This window comes from Nocardia sp. Tas62D01, assembly GCF_055232035.1.
This window is the reverse complement of record NZ_JBUYUZ010000001.1, coordinates 844,572-860,615: the sequence shown is the minus strand read 5'-3', so window position 1 is coordinate 860,615 and position 16,044 is coordinate 844,572. Positions and strand designations below refer to the sequence as shown.

Genomic DNA, 16,044 nt, shown 5'->3' with positions numbered 1-16,044 from the left:
CGAAAGATTGGTTTCCGTGAGGGGGAACAGTGGACGCGCTGAAGCTCGATCCAGCGGCGATGGCCGCCTACACCACGATCGCAGACACGGTGTCGCAGCAGCTTGCCTCGGCGTCAGCGGTCGCGGCCGGTGCGATGAATCCTGACCAGCTCACCACCGATCTCGGACTGATCGGCGCCGGGTTCGCGGCGCGGTTCACCGCTGCGGTCGCGGAGCACACGCAGGCACTCTCGACCGCGGGTCAGTTGGTCGCCGCCTACGGGCAGGTGCTACGCGAATACAGCGAAGCGGCCCGCGGCGTCGACACCGATGCCGCGGGTGCCATCACCCGAGCAGGGGAGGCACTGACATGAGGTCCTTGCGGACGCTGACGGGCCTACGCAGGCGAGCGGCGACCACTCCGGCCACCACCGACAACGTCGCACCCACGACCATCGACCCGAACGTCGATCCGCCGATCGTGACTGCGCTGATTCAGCCGATGTTGGCGCTGCGGTCTTCGCTCGGCACCGGGGTCGCCACCCCGGACAAGGCCATCACCAACGCGTTGTCCGCCGCATCTACGCAGGTGGCCGACGCCGAGGGCCCGCACCGGGATGGCCTGCACGCGCTGGAGTCGTCGTGGACCTCCACCGGCGCCGATGCCGCGGTGCCCGCGGTGCGCACCACCCAAACCCAGATCGGCGACATCTCCGATCGCGGACCGGCGTATCTGTCGGTGCTGGGTGACGCACACGCCACCAGTTCGCGTGCCGCACAACGAGTCGACCAGATCATCGAGGACTTCCGCCGCGACGCCAAGCAGATCATGGGCACCGCGAGCTCGGCCCCGGACACCGACGCCGTGATCGCGCGGGCGACGCAGGCGCTGCGGGATGCCGTCACCACGGTCACGGCCGCGCAGACGGAAATGGACGGCCACACCCGGACGCTGGACACGATGGGACCGCTCACGGTCACCACACCGGCGGGCGTCACCGCGTACAACCAGTCATGGACAGGCATTCCCGGCCAGTACCCGCCCGGCGTCGCCACCGCGGGTGTGCCCGCGCAGCCGATGGATCCGGCGCAGGCGGCCCAGCTCCAGTTGCAGCAGCAGCTGATCTCCGCGGGGGTTAACCTGGGCACCGCCGCCATCAACGCCGGCGTCGACATCGGCGCCCACCTCATCGACAAGATCGCCGAGGTCGGCACCCACGCCATGGACACCGTTGCCGCGTCCACGGACAAGGCGCTCGACAAGGCGATCCCCGAGCTCATCCACCCGGGTTCCACCACAGGCGGCGGTAATTCGACCGGCGGCGGCACTAACCCGAGCACGCCAGGGGGCATGTTCGACTTCGGCGGCGGAACGGGAAAGCCAACGACTCCGGCGCCGGGGACCGGGCCGGGCGTGGTGATCCCACCCGCACAGAACGGAGCCGCCACCGCGGGCAAACCCGATGCCAAACCGGCTCCGGTGATACCAACTCCGGCAGCGCCACCGGCCAACTCGGACTCTCCGGCGCCGAAACCAGCCGCGCCGGAGCCGACCGGCCAGCCGGGCGTCACCGGCGGCATGGCGTTGCCGCCGCCTGCCTCGGGCGATCAGGAGCACAAACCTCGTGAAGGCCAGCTCGGCGTGACGGTCCCGACCTCGACGGAGAACGTCCCGGCCGCCGTTATCGGCGACTTCGGCGATGACACGCTCTGATCCCGACCACCCGAACCAGGACCAGGGCAACCCGTTCGACACCGGCCTGCCCATGCTCCGCATGCCGGCCAAGCCGACACCGAAGCGGCGGCTGTCGGCCCGCGCGTCGGGCCAGCAGCGGTCTCCGGAGGCCGCTGCTCCTGAGTCACAGCCGTATGCCGCTGAGCCACAGCCGTATTCGGGCGAGCCGATGACGCCGTCGGATCGGTCCGGTGACTGGATGCAATGGCTCGACGCACCGCGCCCCGCCGCGGAGTTGCCGGATCCGGAGGTCGACCAGAGCGGGTATCCGGCTCACGACGAGGAAACCGAATCCGATCCGTACGGTGATTTCGACCTCCGGGCGCCCATGCTCGTCGACCGATCCGGAGGCAGTCCCGGCCCCAGGCTGCGGCACGCGCCGCGACGTCAGGACCAATCGCGCGGCAACCGACTGGTGGCAGTGCTGATCGTGCTCGGCATCGTGATCGCGATCGCCTCGGTGATCACGTTCGCCCTCAACAGTTCCGGTAAACGCAACGCGCCCCCGGTCGCCGCGACGGCTCCGGCGCCGGCTCCGGTCGCGCCGACCTCGACGACCCCCGCGCCCGGCGACCAGTCGTCGGCCGTCGCGACCCCGGGCTGCGAACAGCGGCGCACCTCGGATGTCGTGTCAGGTACCGACCCCGGCGGCACGACGGACGGACCGTCCGCGATCCTCGCCTTCGAACGCGCTTACTATGTGCAGCGTTCCGGCTTCGCGGCCCGCGCCGTGGTCGCCGACGATGCGACCGTCCCACCCGCTGACCAGATTCAGCGCGGCATCGACCAGGTGCCCGTCGGCACCCTCTACTGCGTGCTGATCACCCGCACCGCCACCGGTGTCGGCGACGGCCAATCGCACTGGGAAGTCCGGCTCACCCAGCAGTCGCCCGGACAGCAACTGCAAACATTCACCCAGATCATCACCACCCGGACCACCGCCATGCGAACCTTGGTCACCGCCATCGCCGCCGGCTGAACCAGCGGCCGGTTGACCGCGCCGACGTCGGGGGGATGGTGGGCCGATGAGCAGCGACGAGGTTCGTGCGGGCGAGAGCACCCACAGCGCCGGAAATTCGGAGTGCGTGGAAGTCGCATTCCTGGATGGCGATTACGTGGGGGTCCGCGATTCGAAGAACCCGACCTGCCCGGCGCTGGTCTTCACTCCTGGCGAGTGGGATGCCTTCGCCTCTGGGGTGGCCGATGGCGAGTTCGCGCGCCCATAGGGCTGTCCGTCCAGGAGCCCGGCGCGGTCGGTTTGAGCCGACTGTGCCGGGCTTCGGTGTGTTCTGCGGGTACGTGTTGCCGGAGTAGCCGCGCTACGTGGCGTCGCCTGGTCGTGGGATGGTGTCGGAGTTCCGCGCAATCCTCTGTGGGGACCCGGTTTGGAACGGGTTCTCGATGAGCGAGTCGGGCTTCGCCATGTGCTGGACCCGGCCGGACAGTGCCCGATTCATGTCGTGATTTCGGCGACAGTGAAGACCTGCCCGCCGGGGATGCTGAAGTAGAACGGGTGGCCGGGGTGGGTGATTTCCGGCAGTCCCGCTTGCCGGATGCGTGCGATGAGAGGGGTGGGTTCGTCGGTGCGGAGTTCGAGCCAGGCGCCTCGGTGGAGTTGGTCGGGGTGCAGGGCGTCGTCGGTGAATTCGACGCTGACCGATCCGCCGCCGGGGAAGCGGAACGCCATCACGGGCTGGGCGAGGCCGGGCAGTTCGAGTTCGCGGCTGTCGCAGCCGAGCACAGTTCGGAAGCATTCGGCCAGTGCAGTGCGCTGGTCGGGGTGGACGTAGATGTGGGCGTTGGTGCCGACGGAGAGGGCCATGGTGGTCACCTGGCGGCGGCGCTGAAGGTGAGCCGGTCGGCGGTGATCTTGCCGTCGCGGACGTCGAGGAGTTCGGCGCCGGTGACGACGCCGGCTGCGGTGGTGACGTCGTACATGATCAGCGCCCGGTCGGCATCGCCGAAGACGGCGTGGATGGTGGGGCCGTCGGTGACCTGGCCGGCGAACCGGGACAGACCTTGCAGGTAGGCTACGCGGCCCTCGGTGCGACCGGCGGGGCCGATGAACGTGACGTCCTCGGCGAGGTAGGTGGCTGCGGTGTCGAGGTCGTGGCGGGCCCAGGCGGTGGTGAATGTGGCGGCGACCTCGGCGGGGCTAGTCGGTGCTGTCGTCATGATTGCTATCTCTTTCCTACTTGTGTTGTGGTGCAACGGCTTTCATTCGTCACATCGGAAGGTGTGATGCTGTCACGGCCGGTGGGCGCGGCGTGGTAATGGGACCTTACAGCGACGTGATTCACAATATGATAGACAGAAAATACAAGTAACACGACTGTATTGACAAGTGGTAGATTGTGGTTCATGAGGAGTTACCGGCAGTACTGTTCGTTGGCCCGGTCACTCGATCTGATCGGGGACCGGTGGACCCTGCTGATCGTGCGCGAACTCGCGCTGCGCCCGTGCCGTTACACCGACCTGAAGACGGGATTGCCCGGGATCGGCACCGATCTGCTCGCCGCCCGGCTGCGAGAACTCGCCGACGCCGGGGTCGTCACCGCCGAGCAGGCGCCGCCGCCGGTCGCGACCACCCTATACACGCTCACCGACTGGGGCGCACAGCTGTGGCCGATCCTGGTCGCGATCGGCCGCTGGGGCGCCCCGCTGATGGCCACCGGGCAGGGCGACGACGCTTTCCAATCCCAGTGGGCGGCACTCGGCACCGTCGCCGTCTACACCGGCATCGACCTCACCGGCCTCGAACCCGTCACGATACTCATCGACACCGGCGGCACCCCCGCCCTCGTCACCGCCGACGCGACCGGAGTCACCGCCACCGTCGCCCAAATCCGGCTGGCCGCCGACGTCGTCCTGACCACGGCCCCCGACACCACCATCGCACTGCTGGCCGGCCGCCAACGGCCCGACGAACTCGACCCCGACACACAGGTCCAGGTGGCTGGCAGCGACGACGCGCTACGCCGATTCACCGCCCTCACTGACCGCGCCCGGCGACGCCGAGGCGAGCCCGCCCGCCGCGTATAATATTGGCGCCCAGCATAATCCGTACGATGCTGTGACTCGCGCGGTGCGGGCCCGACGAGGCGGCAGCCGTCGCGGGGTGACACGCGTGGAGGAGGCGGCGACTGACCGAGGGGGCTGTGCTGGGTCGAGCCACAGTTCGACAACGCAGCCGGTGCTGATAACGGCCGTTGGTGGCGGTGCCGTGTCATTGCGCAGCGGTGTTTTTTTGTCGGTGGAGGTGGGGCAGGTACAACTCCAACCAACCGTGGCGATCTGCTAGTGGCCACCCTCCGTTTGGCGGATCTGTTCGGCCGCGTCGGCTGTGGCTAATTCGGCGGCGAGGAAGTCGGGCGTGCGTGGCAGGCTCAGGTGCAGCCGGAGAGGATGCATATGCGCGCTTTGCCGCGAATCATCTGGAAGTCCAGAGCGTGACCGCCATGGCTGCGGTTGTCGTCAAGGAAGTGCAGGTGGTAGTCGGCCACTGAGATTCCGAGGAAACCTGTGTGCGCCAGGTCGCGGCCATGCTCGGGTTCCTGTTCGTCGGTCGGTAGCGACAGTCGACCTGGCGGCCGACGAGTGGACCATGCTCGACTCACTGACCGCCCCAACTGATGAGGCCAGCTGATTACCCACGCGACGGCACGCCTACCCCCGATACCCTGAACCGGCTGCGCGCGGCAGGCACGCCGTAGCTACGCGGCGGCCGCTACCCGAGAACCGAGGTGTCGATCATCGGCATGATTCGGCGCCTACGGCTGCGGTTGTCGCCGTCGCCGCAGCGGCCTGTTCGGCGTCGTCGACAGTGCATCGTCCCAATCCGCAGGTCGTTGCCACTCCGTACACGGTTCGCTCGGCCGCTTCCTCAAACAGTTTCAAGCTCTGGATGCTGTTGTCGGCACTGGTCCCCGACACGACCCCGGCAATGACCTGCCAATCCGAATCCAGTTGATGCAGCGGCTGATAGAAGGCTGGGTCCAGTGGTGCCGGGCTGGCGCCGTACGCGCAGGGTATGTGCACCGGCGGCAGCGGCACGCCACTCTTGCGCAGCAGTCGTGCAGTCGGATTGAGCAGCTGCACAGTCGGGGCGATGTTGCGTGGGGAGAGCAACTGCTTCCTCCGGTAGTTTCCGTAGCAGAGATGAAGCACGGTCTCTGCGCCGAGGCCGTGCACCCGCGCCAGGAAACCTGCCAGCTGGCGAGCCAGCAGCCGCCCAACGGGGGCCTCCGCCCTCAGCTGTGCCGCCTTGACCATCCCCAGCTGTGCGATCGGAGTCTCCACCTGCCACTTGAGGATGTCGCCGTGTTCGGCGACCAGAGCGGAGATCTCGTCGACCACGGCCTGGACGAACACGGGCAGGTGGCGCAATGAGGCGGCCACGACATCGACATTGCGCAGGGCCAGCCCGAGGGGAAGGCCGTCGGCAACCGCAGCGCCTGCAAACACATACAGCGCCATATCCAGCGGGTTGGGCTGGCTGATCTGTACTTTCGTGCCTGCCAGTTCGGGGTGCCGATCCTGTAATTTGCGGAACGTCGTGACTGCCTCGCGGATTCGGCCGATGCGATCCATCGACACGTCGCGAGGCTCGAGCTTGTGCCCGCGCCTGACCGCGTAGACAGGCATGTCGGTGTAGTCGGCGAAGCCGCCCTTCCTGACCATCTCGAACGCGTCGAGATGCTTCTCCCTGTCCCGTAGATACTGGACGATCCAGGTCGCGTCGATATCACACGGAACTCCCGTCAACGGGTGCCCCTTATTCCGCTCGACGAACCACTCCATCATGTCGCCATCGCTGGTCATCAGCTCGGGCGGCAGACTGCCGACAAAATGCATGTATCTGGTCATAGCCGATCCCAACGATCATCCACGCAAGAGCAAGCAACCGACGGTTCGCGACCAATGTCCCGAACCGGCGGCTGTTCGGTCACCGTAGCGCTATCACGCTCGAGGCGCGAAGCCCCGGCATTGGGAACAGGGCCGCGGTTAATACTGCAACGGGTGCGCCCAGAGATCAGGAGGTGATGGTGACGCGGTCATGGCTTGGTCGGAAGCTCGTCGTCGCCTGCCGGTGTGATCCCGATCCGGGTAGCTGTCAGGAGGCCCGGTAGCAGGCTGGCGGTCCGGTCTGGAAACGGGTCGGGTCGAAGCCCAGTGCCGAAAGCCCCAGTGGGGGAAGCGACTGAGCGGTCCGTAGCGGGAGCGAAGCGTGCCGCCTCGTTAGATATTGAGGGAGAGGCCGAGCCGGGCCGTTCACGGTGGAGGCCATGGAAGCGGTGAAGATCCTGGACGAGCAGCCGTGTTCACCTCATGCACCGACGCATCGTGCCGTCACCGGCGCGCGCCTGGCCGCCACCGAATGTGAACAGAGCCGAAAGTGTAAGTGAGACAAAGCCGCTATGGCTGATCGGCTTGTCCCCGGCAACGTCGATCGGGGAGGTACTCGCCCCCAACGGCACTCACCAACCGACATCACCCAAGTTACGGAGACATCAAAATTGGGCGATACCAACGTCTTCCGCGCCAGGGTGGTGTCAAATTTCACTGAACAACGGTGTTGTAGATGATCGATGTAACCAGTCAGGAGTGCCCGCGTGCCACGTGAAATCGATTCGGCTGTCTTCCCGCATCTGGATGCGGACCTGGACCGCGTCCGTGAGGTTCTCGGCCCCGTGCAGTTGCGGGGCAGGCCCGAACTGACCGCACTCACAGACGAAGGACCGGACACCTCTCGTCGCCTGGTGCGTCCCACCTTGACGTTGCTGTCGTACTACCTGCTCACCGATCCCGCGACCCCGGCCGACGACCGGGTGGTGCGCGCCGCCGCCGCTGTCGAGTTGCTGCATCTGGGCTCGCTCTACCACGACGACGTCGTCGATCATGCCTACGAGCGTCGAGGCCGTCCCAGTGCCAACGTGGTGTGGGGTTCACATATGGCGGTGCTGGGTGGGGACTCGGTGACGTTCTCGGGCATGCGCATGCTGGCCGAGCTCGGCGGGCGTGAAGTTCTCGCGGCGACGATCGCGGGTGAGCAGATGTGCGCGGGCATGGTGATCGAGGCCGCCGACCAGTATGTGGCCTCTCGTAGCGAGCAGTCCTACCTGGACACGGTCGACGGCAAAACGGCGGCGCTGCTGTCGCTGGCATGCCGGGTAGGCGCGATGCAGGCCGGCCGCTCCGAGGACGAGGAAGAGGCGTTGGCGCTGTTCGGCCGACACTTCGGGGTGGCCTACCAGCTCTATGACGACATCCTCGATCTGACCTCGACCGCCGAAGAAATGGGCAAGCCCGTCAACGCGGACCTGCCCGAGGGCATCTACACACTTCCCGTGATCCGCGCTGCTGCCCGCGACCAAGGCCTTGCCCGCCTGCTGAGCCAACGAATGACGCGGGACCAAGCCGCCCGCGCCCGCGAGCTCGTCATCGCCTCCGGCGCCGTGGACGAAGCACAAGCGAGGGCCGATGAATTCATCGACCAGGCCGCCGGCCAGCTCGCCGCCCTGCCCGTTGACCCGAACGCCCGCCACGCAATGACCGCCTACGCCCATTCCATACTCGACCGGCGAACTCCTGGTCCCGCGGTCCCCCGGCAGTCGACGCAGGCCCCCGGGGCTCACAGTGATGGGCTCCCGCCGGGGGTCGCGCAATGGTTGAGGAGTTGGATGGTGGACACCGGCCTTGCCGTCACCCCTGCCGAGGCCGACTACCACCGGTGGATAGGAGCGCTCTGGAGCCCGGTACAAACCTTGGTCCCAGCAGCGGACGCGGCCCGTGAACAGACCGCCTACGCCATGGCCGTGCTGGTCCTTATGTGGGACGACCTCTTCGAGGATCCGCAGCTGAAGGACCCGGAAGCCGTGACCGCGCTGAGGCGTGGCATGGTGGCAATGCTGCGCCAGGACCCGGAGAAACCGTGGCGGCCCGGCGCGATCCCGACGGCGTGGGCGAGTTTGTGGCCGCGCCTGCGCGAGGGCCGCACCCCCCGCTGGCAGGAGCGGTTCCTCGACGGCATCGAGGAGTGGTTCGAAGCGGCCGAACGCGAAGCGCACCATCGCATCAATGGCTACATCCCGTCCACGGCCGACTACCTGCCGCTGCGGAAGTCGGTCAGTGGGATCGAAACCGCCCTCGCCACTGTGGAGGTATACCAGGACCGGGAACTGCCCCCGAAGCTGCGCAACCACCCCGTGACCCGCCGTCTCGAGGAACTCGGCTTCTGGGTGACCTTCGTGGAGAACGACCTGGTGGGGTTGGATCAGGACGAGGCCGACCACGTCCCCTACAACCTGGTGCGGGCAATCCGTCACGAGACCGGCTGCACCCGCGGTGAAGCCGTCGAGCAGGTGCAGCGCCAAGTGGCCGAGCAGCGCGCCCAGCTCGAGGCGCTGATCCGCTACGTCCCCGCGCTCTTCCGCGTGCTTCCCGGCCTGTCGGGCCGGGGGAAGGACTACGCGGAGATATACGTGAACATGGCGAACGTGGGGCTCTGGGGGCGTGAGAGCGGTCGGTACGAGCAACCCTCCGCCTCTGCAGCGCCGGATTTGGAACGCTTGCGCCGTGAGGTCTACCTCCCGGCCGACGACCTGACTCCTACCGCGCCGTAAGCCCCCGCAGCCGGCGAAGCAGGGTGTGTCCCGCGCGATCCACCGTGGTGGTCGCGCGGGACGCCCCGGTCAGTGCTTCGCTGGCTGTGCGGACCTCGTCGGTCCGGGGATGCGAGGTCCGGGGATGCGGATCCACATCGTGGGTCGAAGAGACGAGCGGGTGCGCAGATGGAAAGCCACCAGCCCGAGGAGGGCGCTCGCGGTGAACCAGGCCAGTTGCACGGCGAAACCCGCGAATAGTGTGGTGTCGGAGAAACCGGCCGCGGTCGAAGCCTGCATTGCCCCGTAGGAGGGCAGCCAGCGCACGAAATCGCTGTCCGCCCCAGCGCTGGCGATGGGGTTCTGCACGGCCATGTCGATGGCGCTGATCATCGCGAGGGCGAACATGCCCTCCACGTCGCGGCGCAGCAGCGCGCCGAGGGCGACACCTAGCGCCCCGTAGGTCATCGCGGCGCAGAAAAGCGCCGCAGCGAGCAGGACAGGCTGCCGAGGCGACCAGTAGCAGCAGATGATCGCGGTGGCGTACGCGCTAACCGCCACCGAACTCACCACCAGGCAGGCAATCTTCGCCAGACCCAGCGCAACCCGGGGATACCCGGCCATCGACAGTCGCCGGTCGAATGCTCCGCTGTTGAAAGTCGCCGCGAACATCATGAAACCGACGATCAGTGAGACCGCCATCAGGGCGACGCTGATCTGGGCGAGCTCATTGCCGTTGGCGTGCAGAACCAGACCGGTGTCTCGAAGCCGGAACGGTAGCTGGATGTCGGTGACGGCCACGCGCACCAGAGTGATCAATATGGGGACGAAGACAGCCGCCAATAGCATGGCGAACCGGTTACGAGCATGCTCGATGAGGCCATAGCGCGTGGCGATCACGAACAGCCGCACACCACGGAGCGAGGCTCGCCGAGCGACCATGTCGTCGCTCATCCGGCCATCTCCTGTCTGCCTTGCAGGACGCCGTCTCTGCCTTGTAGGACACCATCGTGCAACCGCCACACCTGATCCAGCTTGTCGGTGTCGTGGGCCAGATGTGAGACGATCAGCACCGACCGGCCGGTGTCACGGAACTCTGCGACCAGATCCCAGAAACGCAGATACGTCTCCCAGTCGAAGCCCTGGTACGGCTCGTCGAGCAGCAGAACCTGCGGATCATGCATCACTGCCAGCGTCAGGTTGAGCTTCTGCCGCGTGCCGCCGCTCAGCGTCGCGACCCGCTCACCGGCATAGTCGGTGAAACGCAGGATCTCCATGGTCGCCTCGGCCCGCCGCAGGTCCGGGACCGCATAGGCCGCGGCGAAGAAGTCCAGGTGCTGGCGAACCGTGAACGCGTCGTTCAGGATCACCTGCTGCGGGCAGTAACCGAACCGCCCACTGTGCCGGACCATCCCCCGGTCTGGTCGCAGCCCTCCGGAGAGGACCTTCAACAGCGTCGACTTGCCCACGCCGTTCTCACCGACGATGCCCACCAGCGCCCCCGCAGGCAGGACGATGTCGATGCCACGCAGCACCGACCGCCTGCCGTAGGAGTGGTGGACGTCCTTCACTTCCATCATCGCCCCTTGCCTGCCGCCGACGTAGTGGCCCGGCAGCCGTTCGCATGCTACCAATCAACGACGAAAACCCGTGCCGGGATGGCCAATTCGCTGCACGCATGCCTTCGGCAGTGCGGCAAGCGCCTCGACCGTGGCTCGAAACCACCGTCGTCGGACTCGCCGTTCGTCAAACCCGGTCCGAAGTCGTTGCGCCGCAAGTCCGGCCGTAAGCCGGGCGGGCAGCCCGGCCACCCGGGCTCGACCCTGACACCAACCCGAAGGTTACCGCCGGTAACGATCTACTGCTGGAGTAACTAGGCGCGCCCGGCGTTGAACCGGTTGAGCCGCCAGACGCGTGGGTGGTTGGCCTCAAGACGTTTTGGTGAGCGATCCGATGCTCAGTAGGTAGGCGCTTCCTTGTGCGTCAATATCATTGACGATGGCGAATTCATGATGGCCGTCGCTGGCGACCGACCAGAAATTGACTGTCGAAGAGCCGCACTGCTGTGGGGCCGGGGCGAGTTCCGCGGTGTTGCCATCGGTCGTCAACGTCCACACACATCCGTCGTCCGTTCGAGCCTGCACCTCGCCTCGGCCGCCGGCGGTGAAGCTCACCGATCCTGTTTTCGGGACTCGCTGAGGGTTCAGGAGGTTGATCCCAGTTGCCGGATCGGCCGAGTCGAATGTCCACGTCCCGGTGAAATGTTCGAGTGTTTCCCGGGGCTTCTCGATCCCGGCTTTGGTGCGGCTTGCCTTGTCGAGCACGAACGGGTACTGGCCGCCGTTGAAATTGCTTGTCGCATGGACGATTTCCTGTTCCCGGTGGCCGCGGACGGTGACGTGCCAGGTGTCGACGTCATAGCCGGAGCCGATCACCTTGTTGAAGCAGTATTGGTCCTTGGAGGTCAGGTCGAGACCGTCGGGTCCCAGCGCGAAATGCCAGGTGCAGCCCTGATCGGTATGACCGACGACGCCGCCGGGCTCGCGTTCGAAAACGAGGTGCCGATCTGGGGGATCTTGTACTCCGAGCCCGGCAGTTGCATCACCGCTATGTTGGTTCCGCTGGTGAAATCGGGCTGGTCGTAGTTCCAGGTACCGAGATACTGATCGACATCCTGGTGGTCCGCGATGGCTGCCCCGGGGGACAGGACGAATACCGCACCGATCGCTGCTGCCGCACCGGCCAGTAGCCGAGCAAAGGTGCGTGGACGGTGTGTGTTCATGAGTGTCATTGCCTCTCCTGATCCCGAATCGGATCCTCGGACGGGAATCCGTACGTGCGACCAATAGGACGAGACGGCGATCGGGAAAGTTACAGCAGCCGCAGAGCGCCCGCGCGTAACTTATGGCGAGGTCATCTCGTCCTCGAGGTATGGAAATGACACCGCAGGACCGTGACACTGCATTCGGCCGGGCATGGCAAGCCAATCGGGCTTACTTGGTCGATATGGCGTTCCGGATGCTGGGCAATATCGGCGACGCGGAAGACGTTGTGCAGGAAGCCTTCACGCGGCTCGGCCACACCGATATCGGCCTGCTCGAGGATGTGCGCGGCGGGCTGACCGTCGTCACCAGCAGGATATGCCTGGATCTGCTGCGGTCCGCGCGCATGCGTCACGAATGGCCCGGCCACCCGATGCGTATGGAGGCACTCGACTTGCCGTACGGAGCCGATCCGGCCGATCGGATCACCCTCGACGAGGACGTGCAGCTGGCACTGCTGGTGGTGCTGCAGCAGTTGCGTCCGGCCGAGCGAGTCGCATTCATCCTGCACGATGTCTTCGCGATGCCGTTCGACACCATCGCCGAGACGCTCGGACAACCGATCGGCACCTGCCGTCAACTGGCGCGTCGAGCGCGACACAAACTCGCGGGCACCCGACCCGACGCCGCTGTACCCGTGCCCGAATACCACACGGTCACAGCGAAATTCATCGATGCCTGCACGAGCGGCGACATCACCACATTGGTCACGGTCCTGCACCCCGAAGTGTGGGGTGTCGCCGCATTCCTCAGCGGCCCAATCGGTCCCCAGATCACCCACGGCCGAACCGAGGTCAGCCAGAATCTACTGACCTACTACGCCAACCGAGCAGTCCTCGTTTCCCACCCGGTCCTCGACCACCCGGCCGTGCTTGCCTTCATCGACCACCGCTTCTTTGCGCTGCTCGTACTCACCATCGAAGACAACCTCGTACGCAAGCTCGAAGTAACAATCAACCCCACCACGACTCGTCGATGAACCGACACATCGGATCGCGCATCGGCCGATCTATCCGGGCACGCAACACGGCCAGCAATTAGTGGGCGGCGTCGCGGTCCTGGATGCAGGCCGCGGTCACCACGACCGCCAGCAGTAGCCCACCGGTGTCGGTGGCGATGTGGCGTTTGCGGCCTTTATCTTCTTGCCCGCGTTGTAACCGGCCGTGGCAGCGGCCGTGGGCTGCGGGTGACGTCCGGCACGCAGCCGGGCACGGTCTCGCAGAGTGTCGTGGATGCGTTGCCACACACCGGCTTTCGTCCACCGCTGGTAGATGTCGTAGACGGTTTCCGCCGATGGGAAGTCGTGCGGTAGCTGGGCCCAGGCGATCCCGCCGCGGACCAGGTAGAAGATTGTGGCGCACACCAGCCGCCGGGGCCACTTCTGCGGGCGGCCACCCCGCCTGCCGTGGTTGCCGGGAGGCGGCAGCAGCGGCTCGAGCAGCACCCACTCGGTGTCGGTCAGCGACGATGACGGGTAGAACGGGCACGCCGACGGCGCGGCGGGCGACTCGCCGTGAGCCGGGCACGACGAACACGGGCAGGTAAGCAACACTGAGATCGCATCCGAGAACTCGGTAGCTAGTCGGCAGATAGTTTGGCGGGCATGGAGCGGTAGGCGTGCAGGTTTTGCAGGGGATGTGGGATCGGCGGGCCGTCCAGGTGTAGGTCCGGGTACCGTTCGAAGAGGGCTCGTAGCGCGATGGTGCCTTCCATTTGGGCGAGTCTGGCTCCCAGGCAGGCGTGTATCCCGCTGCTGAACGAGAGATGATCAGCGGCGTTGGCCCTGGTCACATCGAATTGTTGGGGATCGGGGAAGACGGCGGGGTCGTAGTTGGCGCCTGCCAACGACAGCAGCACCAGGGAACCGGATTTGACCTGCTCATCGGCGATGTCGACGTGACAGCTCGCGATCCGGCCTGTCATCCGTACTGGACCGTCGTAGCGCAGGATTTCCTCGACGGCGCCCGGCCACAGCTCCGGCTGCGCGGTCAGCAGTTCCAGCTGGTCGCGATGGCTTGTCAGTAGGGCGATTCCGTTGCCGAGCATGTTCACCGTCGTCAAGAATCCGGCGTCCAGCAGCAGGGCTGCGTTGGCCATCTGTTCGCGGCGGGTGAGCTCGCCACCGGTCACCAGCATGCTGAGCACGTCGTCGTTCGGTTCGGCGGTGAGCCCGTCGAGGTGCTGGTCGAAGTACCGCTTGACCTCGGCCAGGTCTTCGATGGCGTGGCGGTATGTGGTCCAAGTCAGGCCTCGGTCCAGCAGCGGCGCACCGGTGTCTCCCCACTTCAGCAGGGTCGAATGCATGTCGGTCGGCAGCCCGAGGATCTCGGCGATGATCGCGACGGGCAGCTGCGCGCAGAAGTCGTCGATCAGATCCGGTCGCGGCTTCGATTTCAGGCGTTCGAGTAGGTCGTCGGTCACTTCGACGATTCGCTGCTCCAGTGTGGCGATCGCCTTCGGGCTGAATGCCTGCCCGACCAGGCGTCGGTATCTGGTGTGATCCGGCGGATCGGTCACCAGCATCGAGGGCGGTTCCCCGAGGTTGGGAAGTCCCAGATCCGTCTTGGCCAGCGCCCAGCGGATCGGCTTCGGCATGGCTGGATGGTTGGGTGTGACCACGCCGAAGCGACGGTCTCGCAGGATGAGTCGGCACAATTCGTGGTCTGCGGTCACGTGCACCCCCGACATCCGGGGCATCCGGCCCCGCCGCCGGATCTCCTCGATGTAGGGCGACGAGCCGAGCAAGCGATCCGGACCGACGGCGAGCTGCCCGAGAGGATCGCCCCGACGCGACGACCATTGGAGATAAGACCGTAGCTGGCCATGAGTGAGCAGCCACCGGATCCACGCGCGAGTCAACATTGTCACCCTCACTCCCGACCTCTTCCCTATGGTAGACAGTCGCTATGGAAGAGGGCCGGATGCTGGTGATCTGGGCCTAGTGGCCGCTGGAGGTGATGGAGCGACGTTCAGATCAGGTGAGGGGCACCATGGACAGGCGTGGTTTCGTTAAGGGCGCCGGCTTAGCCGCGACGATGCTGGGTCTTGCGGGTGGAAGCCCTGCCACGTCTGCGGCATGGGCCGACGACTACAGCCCGAGCCCGAAAACGTCGATGTACCGCAGGCTGGTGCCGGAGATCTTCGCGCCACTGCCGGATCCGGCCGATCATGTGCCTGCGATCGTTATCGGATCGGGGTTCGGGGCGTCGATCACCGCGCTGCGCCTGTCGCAGTCCGGGACCCACGTTGCGGTGCTCGAGCGCAGCCTCGAAGGCGGATTCGCCGGGAAACCCGGATTCGTAGGATCCGGCGGAGCTCTGAAGCATTCGAGTATGGACGTGGCCACGCTGAATCGACGCGGCCACGAGCCCGTGTGGTCGCAGCCGAATGAACAGGCCAAAGTTCTTCGGAACCGGGAGGGCGGTCAATGATCGGTGGGGTCCGGCAGTACGCCGTCGCGGCGGCCGCGACAGCGGCACTCGTCGTTTACCCAGCCGATGAACTTGGCTATCACGGCGGCTTATTGGACCAAGCGGACGCAGAGAACCTTCGACCAGAAATCGAAAGAGCCCTGTCCAGAACGCATCTGAGACGGTTGAGGAAGGGCCAAGCGGAATCCGCAACGCGCAACCGGTACTGACAGCAACAAAGAAAAGCGAGGTCAGCACCCCGAACGAGCCAACGCCGATACCCGCAGAAAACCTTATGTCCAACTGATACGTGGAGCTAAGGGGACTCGAATCCTCATGTTTCCGAAAAGTCGCTGCTCCACTGTTTGCCCCGCCGAATTGTACCAGCTCTGAACAGGCATTTCAGGTCACTTTAGTGGCTGGGTCGCTATTTGGTCGTTTGATGTGCCTCAACGATCTCTGCCGAGAACGCACCGCCTAATCACTTTCGTAAATTT

Annotated in this window: 18 protein-coding genes and 1 pseudogene; 9 read left to right on the top strand and 10 right to left on the bottom strand. The window is 65.9% G+C overall.

From position 1 onward, the window contains the following. The first annotated feature begins 29 nt into the window (after positions 1-29). Genes ACV7NQ_RS04250 through ACV7NQ_RS04235 form a run of 4 tightly spaced genes read left to right on the top strand, consistent with a single transcriptional unit; the run spans position 30 to position 2,940 of the window. On the top strand, positions 30-353 hold the full coding sequence (locus tag ACV7NQ_RS04250; protein WP_463358413.1) for a hypothetical protein: 324 nt from the start codon (positions 30-32) through the stop codon (positions 351-353). Continuing rightward, on the top strand, positions 350-1,693 hold the full coding sequence (locus tag ACV7NQ_RS04245) for a hypothetical protein (protein WP_463358412.1): 1,344 nt from the start codon (positions 350-352) through the stop codon (positions 1,691-1,693). The genes ACV7NQ_RS04250 and ACV7NQ_RS04245 overlap by 4 nt, the downstream gene beginning before the upstream one ends. Beyond that, positions 1,680-2,693 (top strand): hypothetical protein, encoded by a 1,014-nt coding sequence (locus ACV7NQ_RS04240; protein WP_463358411.1) that lies wholly within the window; start codon positions 1,680-1,682, stop codon positions 2,691-2,693. The genes ACV7NQ_RS04245 and ACV7NQ_RS04240 overlap by 14 nt, the downstream gene beginning before the upstream one ends. A 46-nt stretch (positions 2,694-2,739) precedes the next feature. Next, positions 2,740-2,940, top strand: a complete 201-nt coding sequence (locus ACV7NQ_RS04235) for a DUF397 domain-containing protein (RefSeq protein WP_463358410.1) — start codon at positions 2,740-2,742, stop codon at positions 2,938-2,940. A 227-nt stretch (positions 2,941-3,167) separates the two neighbouring features. Here the strand turns inward: ACV7NQ_RS04235 and ACV7NQ_RS04230 are convergent, their stop codons facing one another. Together ACV7NQ_RS04230 and ACV7NQ_RS04225 are read right to left on the bottom strand one after the other, a co-directional pair. After that, on the bottom strand, positions 3,168-3,536 hold the full coding sequence (locus tag ACV7NQ_RS04230; protein WP_463358409.1) for a hypothetical protein: 369 nt from the start codon (positions 3,534-3,536) through the stop codon (positions 3,168-3,170). Between the two features lie 5 nt (positions 3,537-3,541). Continuing rightward, complete coding sequence (locus ACV7NQ_RS04225; RefSeq protein ID WP_463358408.1) at positions 3,542-3,889, bottom strand: nuclear transport factor 2 family protein; 348 nt, start codon at positions 3,887-3,889, stop codon at positions 3,542-3,544. A 186-nt stretch (positions 3,890-4,075) separates the two neighbouring features. Here ACV7NQ_RS04225 and ACV7NQ_RS04220 point away from each other — a divergent pair, with 186 nt between their 5' ends. Next, positions 4,076-4,756, top strand: coding sequence for a winged helix-turn-helix transcriptional regulator (locus ACV7NQ_RS04220; protein ID WP_463358407.1), 681 nt, complete (start codon positions 4,076-4,078; stop codon positions 4,754-4,756). 344 nt (positions 4,757-5,100) lie between these two features. Here the strand turns inward: ACV7NQ_RS04220 and ACV7NQ_RS04215 are convergent, their stop codons facing one another. Both ACV7NQ_RS04215 and ACV7NQ_RS04210 read right to left on the bottom strand, forming a co-directional pair. Next, entirely contained in the window at positions 5,101-5,217 is a 117-nt protein-coding gene (locus tag ACV7NQ_RS04215) for an acetolactate decarboxylase (protein WP_463358406.1), read from the bottom strand. Between the two features lie 247 nt (positions 5,218-5,464). Beyond that, positions 5,465-6,580, bottom strand: coding sequence for a hypothetical protein (locus ACV7NQ_RS04210; RefSeq protein ID WP_463358405.1), 1,116 nt, complete (start codon positions 6,578-6,580; stop codon positions 5,465-5,467). Positions 6,581-7,326: 746 nt separating this feature from the next. Here ACV7NQ_RS04210 and ACV7NQ_RS04205 point away from each other — a divergent pair. Further along, complete coding sequence (locus tag ACV7NQ_RS04205; RefSeq protein WP_463358404.1) at positions 7,327-9,336, top strand: polyprenyl synthetase family protein; 2,010 nt, start codon at positions 7,327-7,329, stop codon at positions 9,334-9,336. 69 nt (positions 9,337-9,405) lie between these two features. On the opposite strand, the gene ACV7NQ_RS04200 is transcribed toward ACV7NQ_RS04205, so the two are convergent. Together ACV7NQ_RS04200 and ACV7NQ_RS04195 are read right to left on the bottom strand one after the other, a co-directional pair. Next, positions 9,406-10,269, bottom strand: a complete 864-nt coding sequence (locus tag ACV7NQ_RS04200) for a hypothetical protein (protein ID WP_463358403.1) — start codon at positions 10,267-10,269, stop codon at positions 9,406-9,408. Continuing rightward, positions 10,266-10,895 (bottom strand): ATP-binding cassette domain-containing protein, encoded by a 630-nt coding sequence (locus ACV7NQ_RS04195; RefSeq protein ID WP_463358402.1) that lies wholly within the window; start codon positions 10,893-10,895, stop codon positions 10,266-10,268. Before ACV7NQ_RS04195 ends, ACV7NQ_RS04200 begins: the two co-directional genes overlap by 4 nt. Positions 10,896-11,030: 135 nt before the next feature. On the opposite strand from ACV7NQ_RS04195, the pseudogene ACV7NQ_RS04190 reads away from it, so the two are divergent. Then, positions 11,031-11,141: pseudogene (locus ACV7NQ_RS04190) on the top strand (DUF6444 domain-containing protein); the annotation flags it as partial. 102 nt (positions 11,142-11,243) lie between these two features. On the opposite strand, the gene ACV7NQ_RS04185 reads toward ACV7NQ_RS04190, so the two are convergent. Both ACV7NQ_RS04185 and ACV7NQ_RS04180 read right to left on the bottom strand, forming a co-directional pair. Then, positions 11,244-11,750, bottom strand: a complete 507-nt coding sequence (locus tag ACV7NQ_RS04185) for a hypothetical protein (protein ID WP_463358401.1) — start codon at positions 11,748-11,750, stop codon at positions 11,244-11,246. 29 nt (positions 11,751-11,779) lie between these two features. Beyond that, on the bottom strand, positions 11,780-12,106 hold the full coding sequence (locus ACV7NQ_RS04180) for a hypothetical protein (RefSeq protein ID WP_463358400.1): 327 nt from the start codon (positions 12,104-12,106) through the stop codon (positions 11,780-11,782). Between the two features lie 146 nt (positions 12,107-12,252). Here ACV7NQ_RS04180 and sigI point away from each other — a divergent pair, with 146 nt between their 5' ends. Continuing rightward, positions 12,253-13,116, top strand: a complete 864-nt coding sequence (sigI, locus tag ACV7NQ_RS04175; RefSeq protein ID WP_463358399.1) for an RNA polymerase sigma factor SigI — start codon at positions 12,253-12,255, stop codon at positions 13,114-13,116. A gap of 96 nt (positions 13,117-13,212) precedes the next feature. Here sigI and ACV7NQ_RS04170 read toward each other — a convergent pair whose 3' ends face one another. Together ACV7NQ_RS04170 and ACV7NQ_RS04165 are read right to left on the bottom strand one after the other, a co-directional pair. Further along, complete coding sequence (locus tag ACV7NQ_RS04170; protein WP_463358398.1) at positions 13,213-13,689, bottom strand: transposase; 477 nt, start codon at positions 13,687-13,689, stop codon at positions 13,213-13,215. Between the two features lie 26 nt (positions 13,690-13,715). Next, positions 13,716-14,999 (bottom strand): cytochrome P450, encoded by a 1,284-nt coding sequence (locus ACV7NQ_RS04165; RefSeq protein ID WP_463365532.1) that lies wholly within the window; start codon positions 14,997-14,999, stop codon positions 13,716-13,718. 128 nt (positions 15,000-15,127) lie between these two features. Here ACV7NQ_RS04165 and ACV7NQ_RS04160 point away from each other — a divergent pair, with 128 nt between their 5' ends. Further along, on the top strand, positions 15,128-15,568 hold the full coding sequence (locus tag ACV7NQ_RS04160) for a twin-arginine translocation signal domain-containing protein (RefSeq protein WP_463358397.1): 441 nt from the start codon (positions 15,128-15,130) through the stop codon (positions 15,566-15,568). The last annotated feature ends 476 nt before the right edge of the window (positions 15,569-16,044 follow it).

Coding starts and splice junctions, on each gene's coding strand:
- ACV7NQ_RS04230 (WP_463358409.1), bottom strand. CDS start 3,536: ATGGCCCTCTCCGTCGGCACCAACGCCCACATCTACGTCCACCCCGAC.
- ACV7NQ_RS04220 (WP_463358407.1), top strand. CDS start 4,076: ATGAGGAGTTACCGGCAGTACTGTTCGTTGGCCCGGTCACTCGATCTG.
- ACV7NQ_RS04160 (WP_463358397.1), top strand. CDS start 15,128: ATGGACAGGCGTGGTTTCGTTAAGGGCGCCGGCTTAGCCGCGACGATG.
- ACV7NQ_RS04235 (WP_463358410.1), top strand. CDS start 2,740: ATGAGCAGCGACGAGGTTCGTGCGGGCGAGAGCACCCACAGCGCCGGA.
- ACV7NQ_RS04225 (WP_463358408.1), bottom strand. CDS start 3,889: ATGACGACAGCACCGACTAGCCCCGCCGAGGTCGCCGCCACATTCACC.
- sigI (WP_463358399.1), top strand. CDS start 12,253: ATGACACCGCAGGACCGTGACACTGCATTCGGCCGGGCATGGCAAGCC.
- ACV7NQ_RS04195 (WP_463358402.1), bottom strand. CDS start 10,895: ATGATGGAAGTGAAGGACGTCCACCACTCCTACGGCAGGCGGTCGGTG.
- ACV7NQ_RS04210 (WP_463358405.1), bottom strand. CDS start 6,580: ATGACCAGATACATGCATTTTGTCGGCAGTCTGCCGCCCGAGCTGATG.
- ACV7NQ_RS04240 (WP_463358411.1), top strand. CDS start 1,680: ATGACACGCTCTGATCCCGACCACCCGAACCAGGACCAGGGCAACCCG.
- ACV7NQ_RS04200 (WP_463358403.1), bottom strand. CDS start 10,269: ATGAGCGACGACATGGTCGCTCGGCGAGCCTCGCTCCGTGGTGTGCGG.
- ACV7NQ_RS04165 (WP_463365532.1), bottom strand. CDS start 14,999: ATGTTGACTCGCGCGTGGATCCGGTGGCTGCTCACTCATGGCCAGCTA.
- ACV7NQ_RS04245 (WP_463358412.1), top strand. CDS start 350: ATGAGGTCCTTGCGGACGCTGACGGGCCTACGCAGGCGAGCGGCGACC.
- ACV7NQ_RS04180 (WP_463358400.1), bottom strand. CDS start 12,106: ATGACACTCATGAACACACACCGTCCACGCACCTTTGCTCGGCTACTG.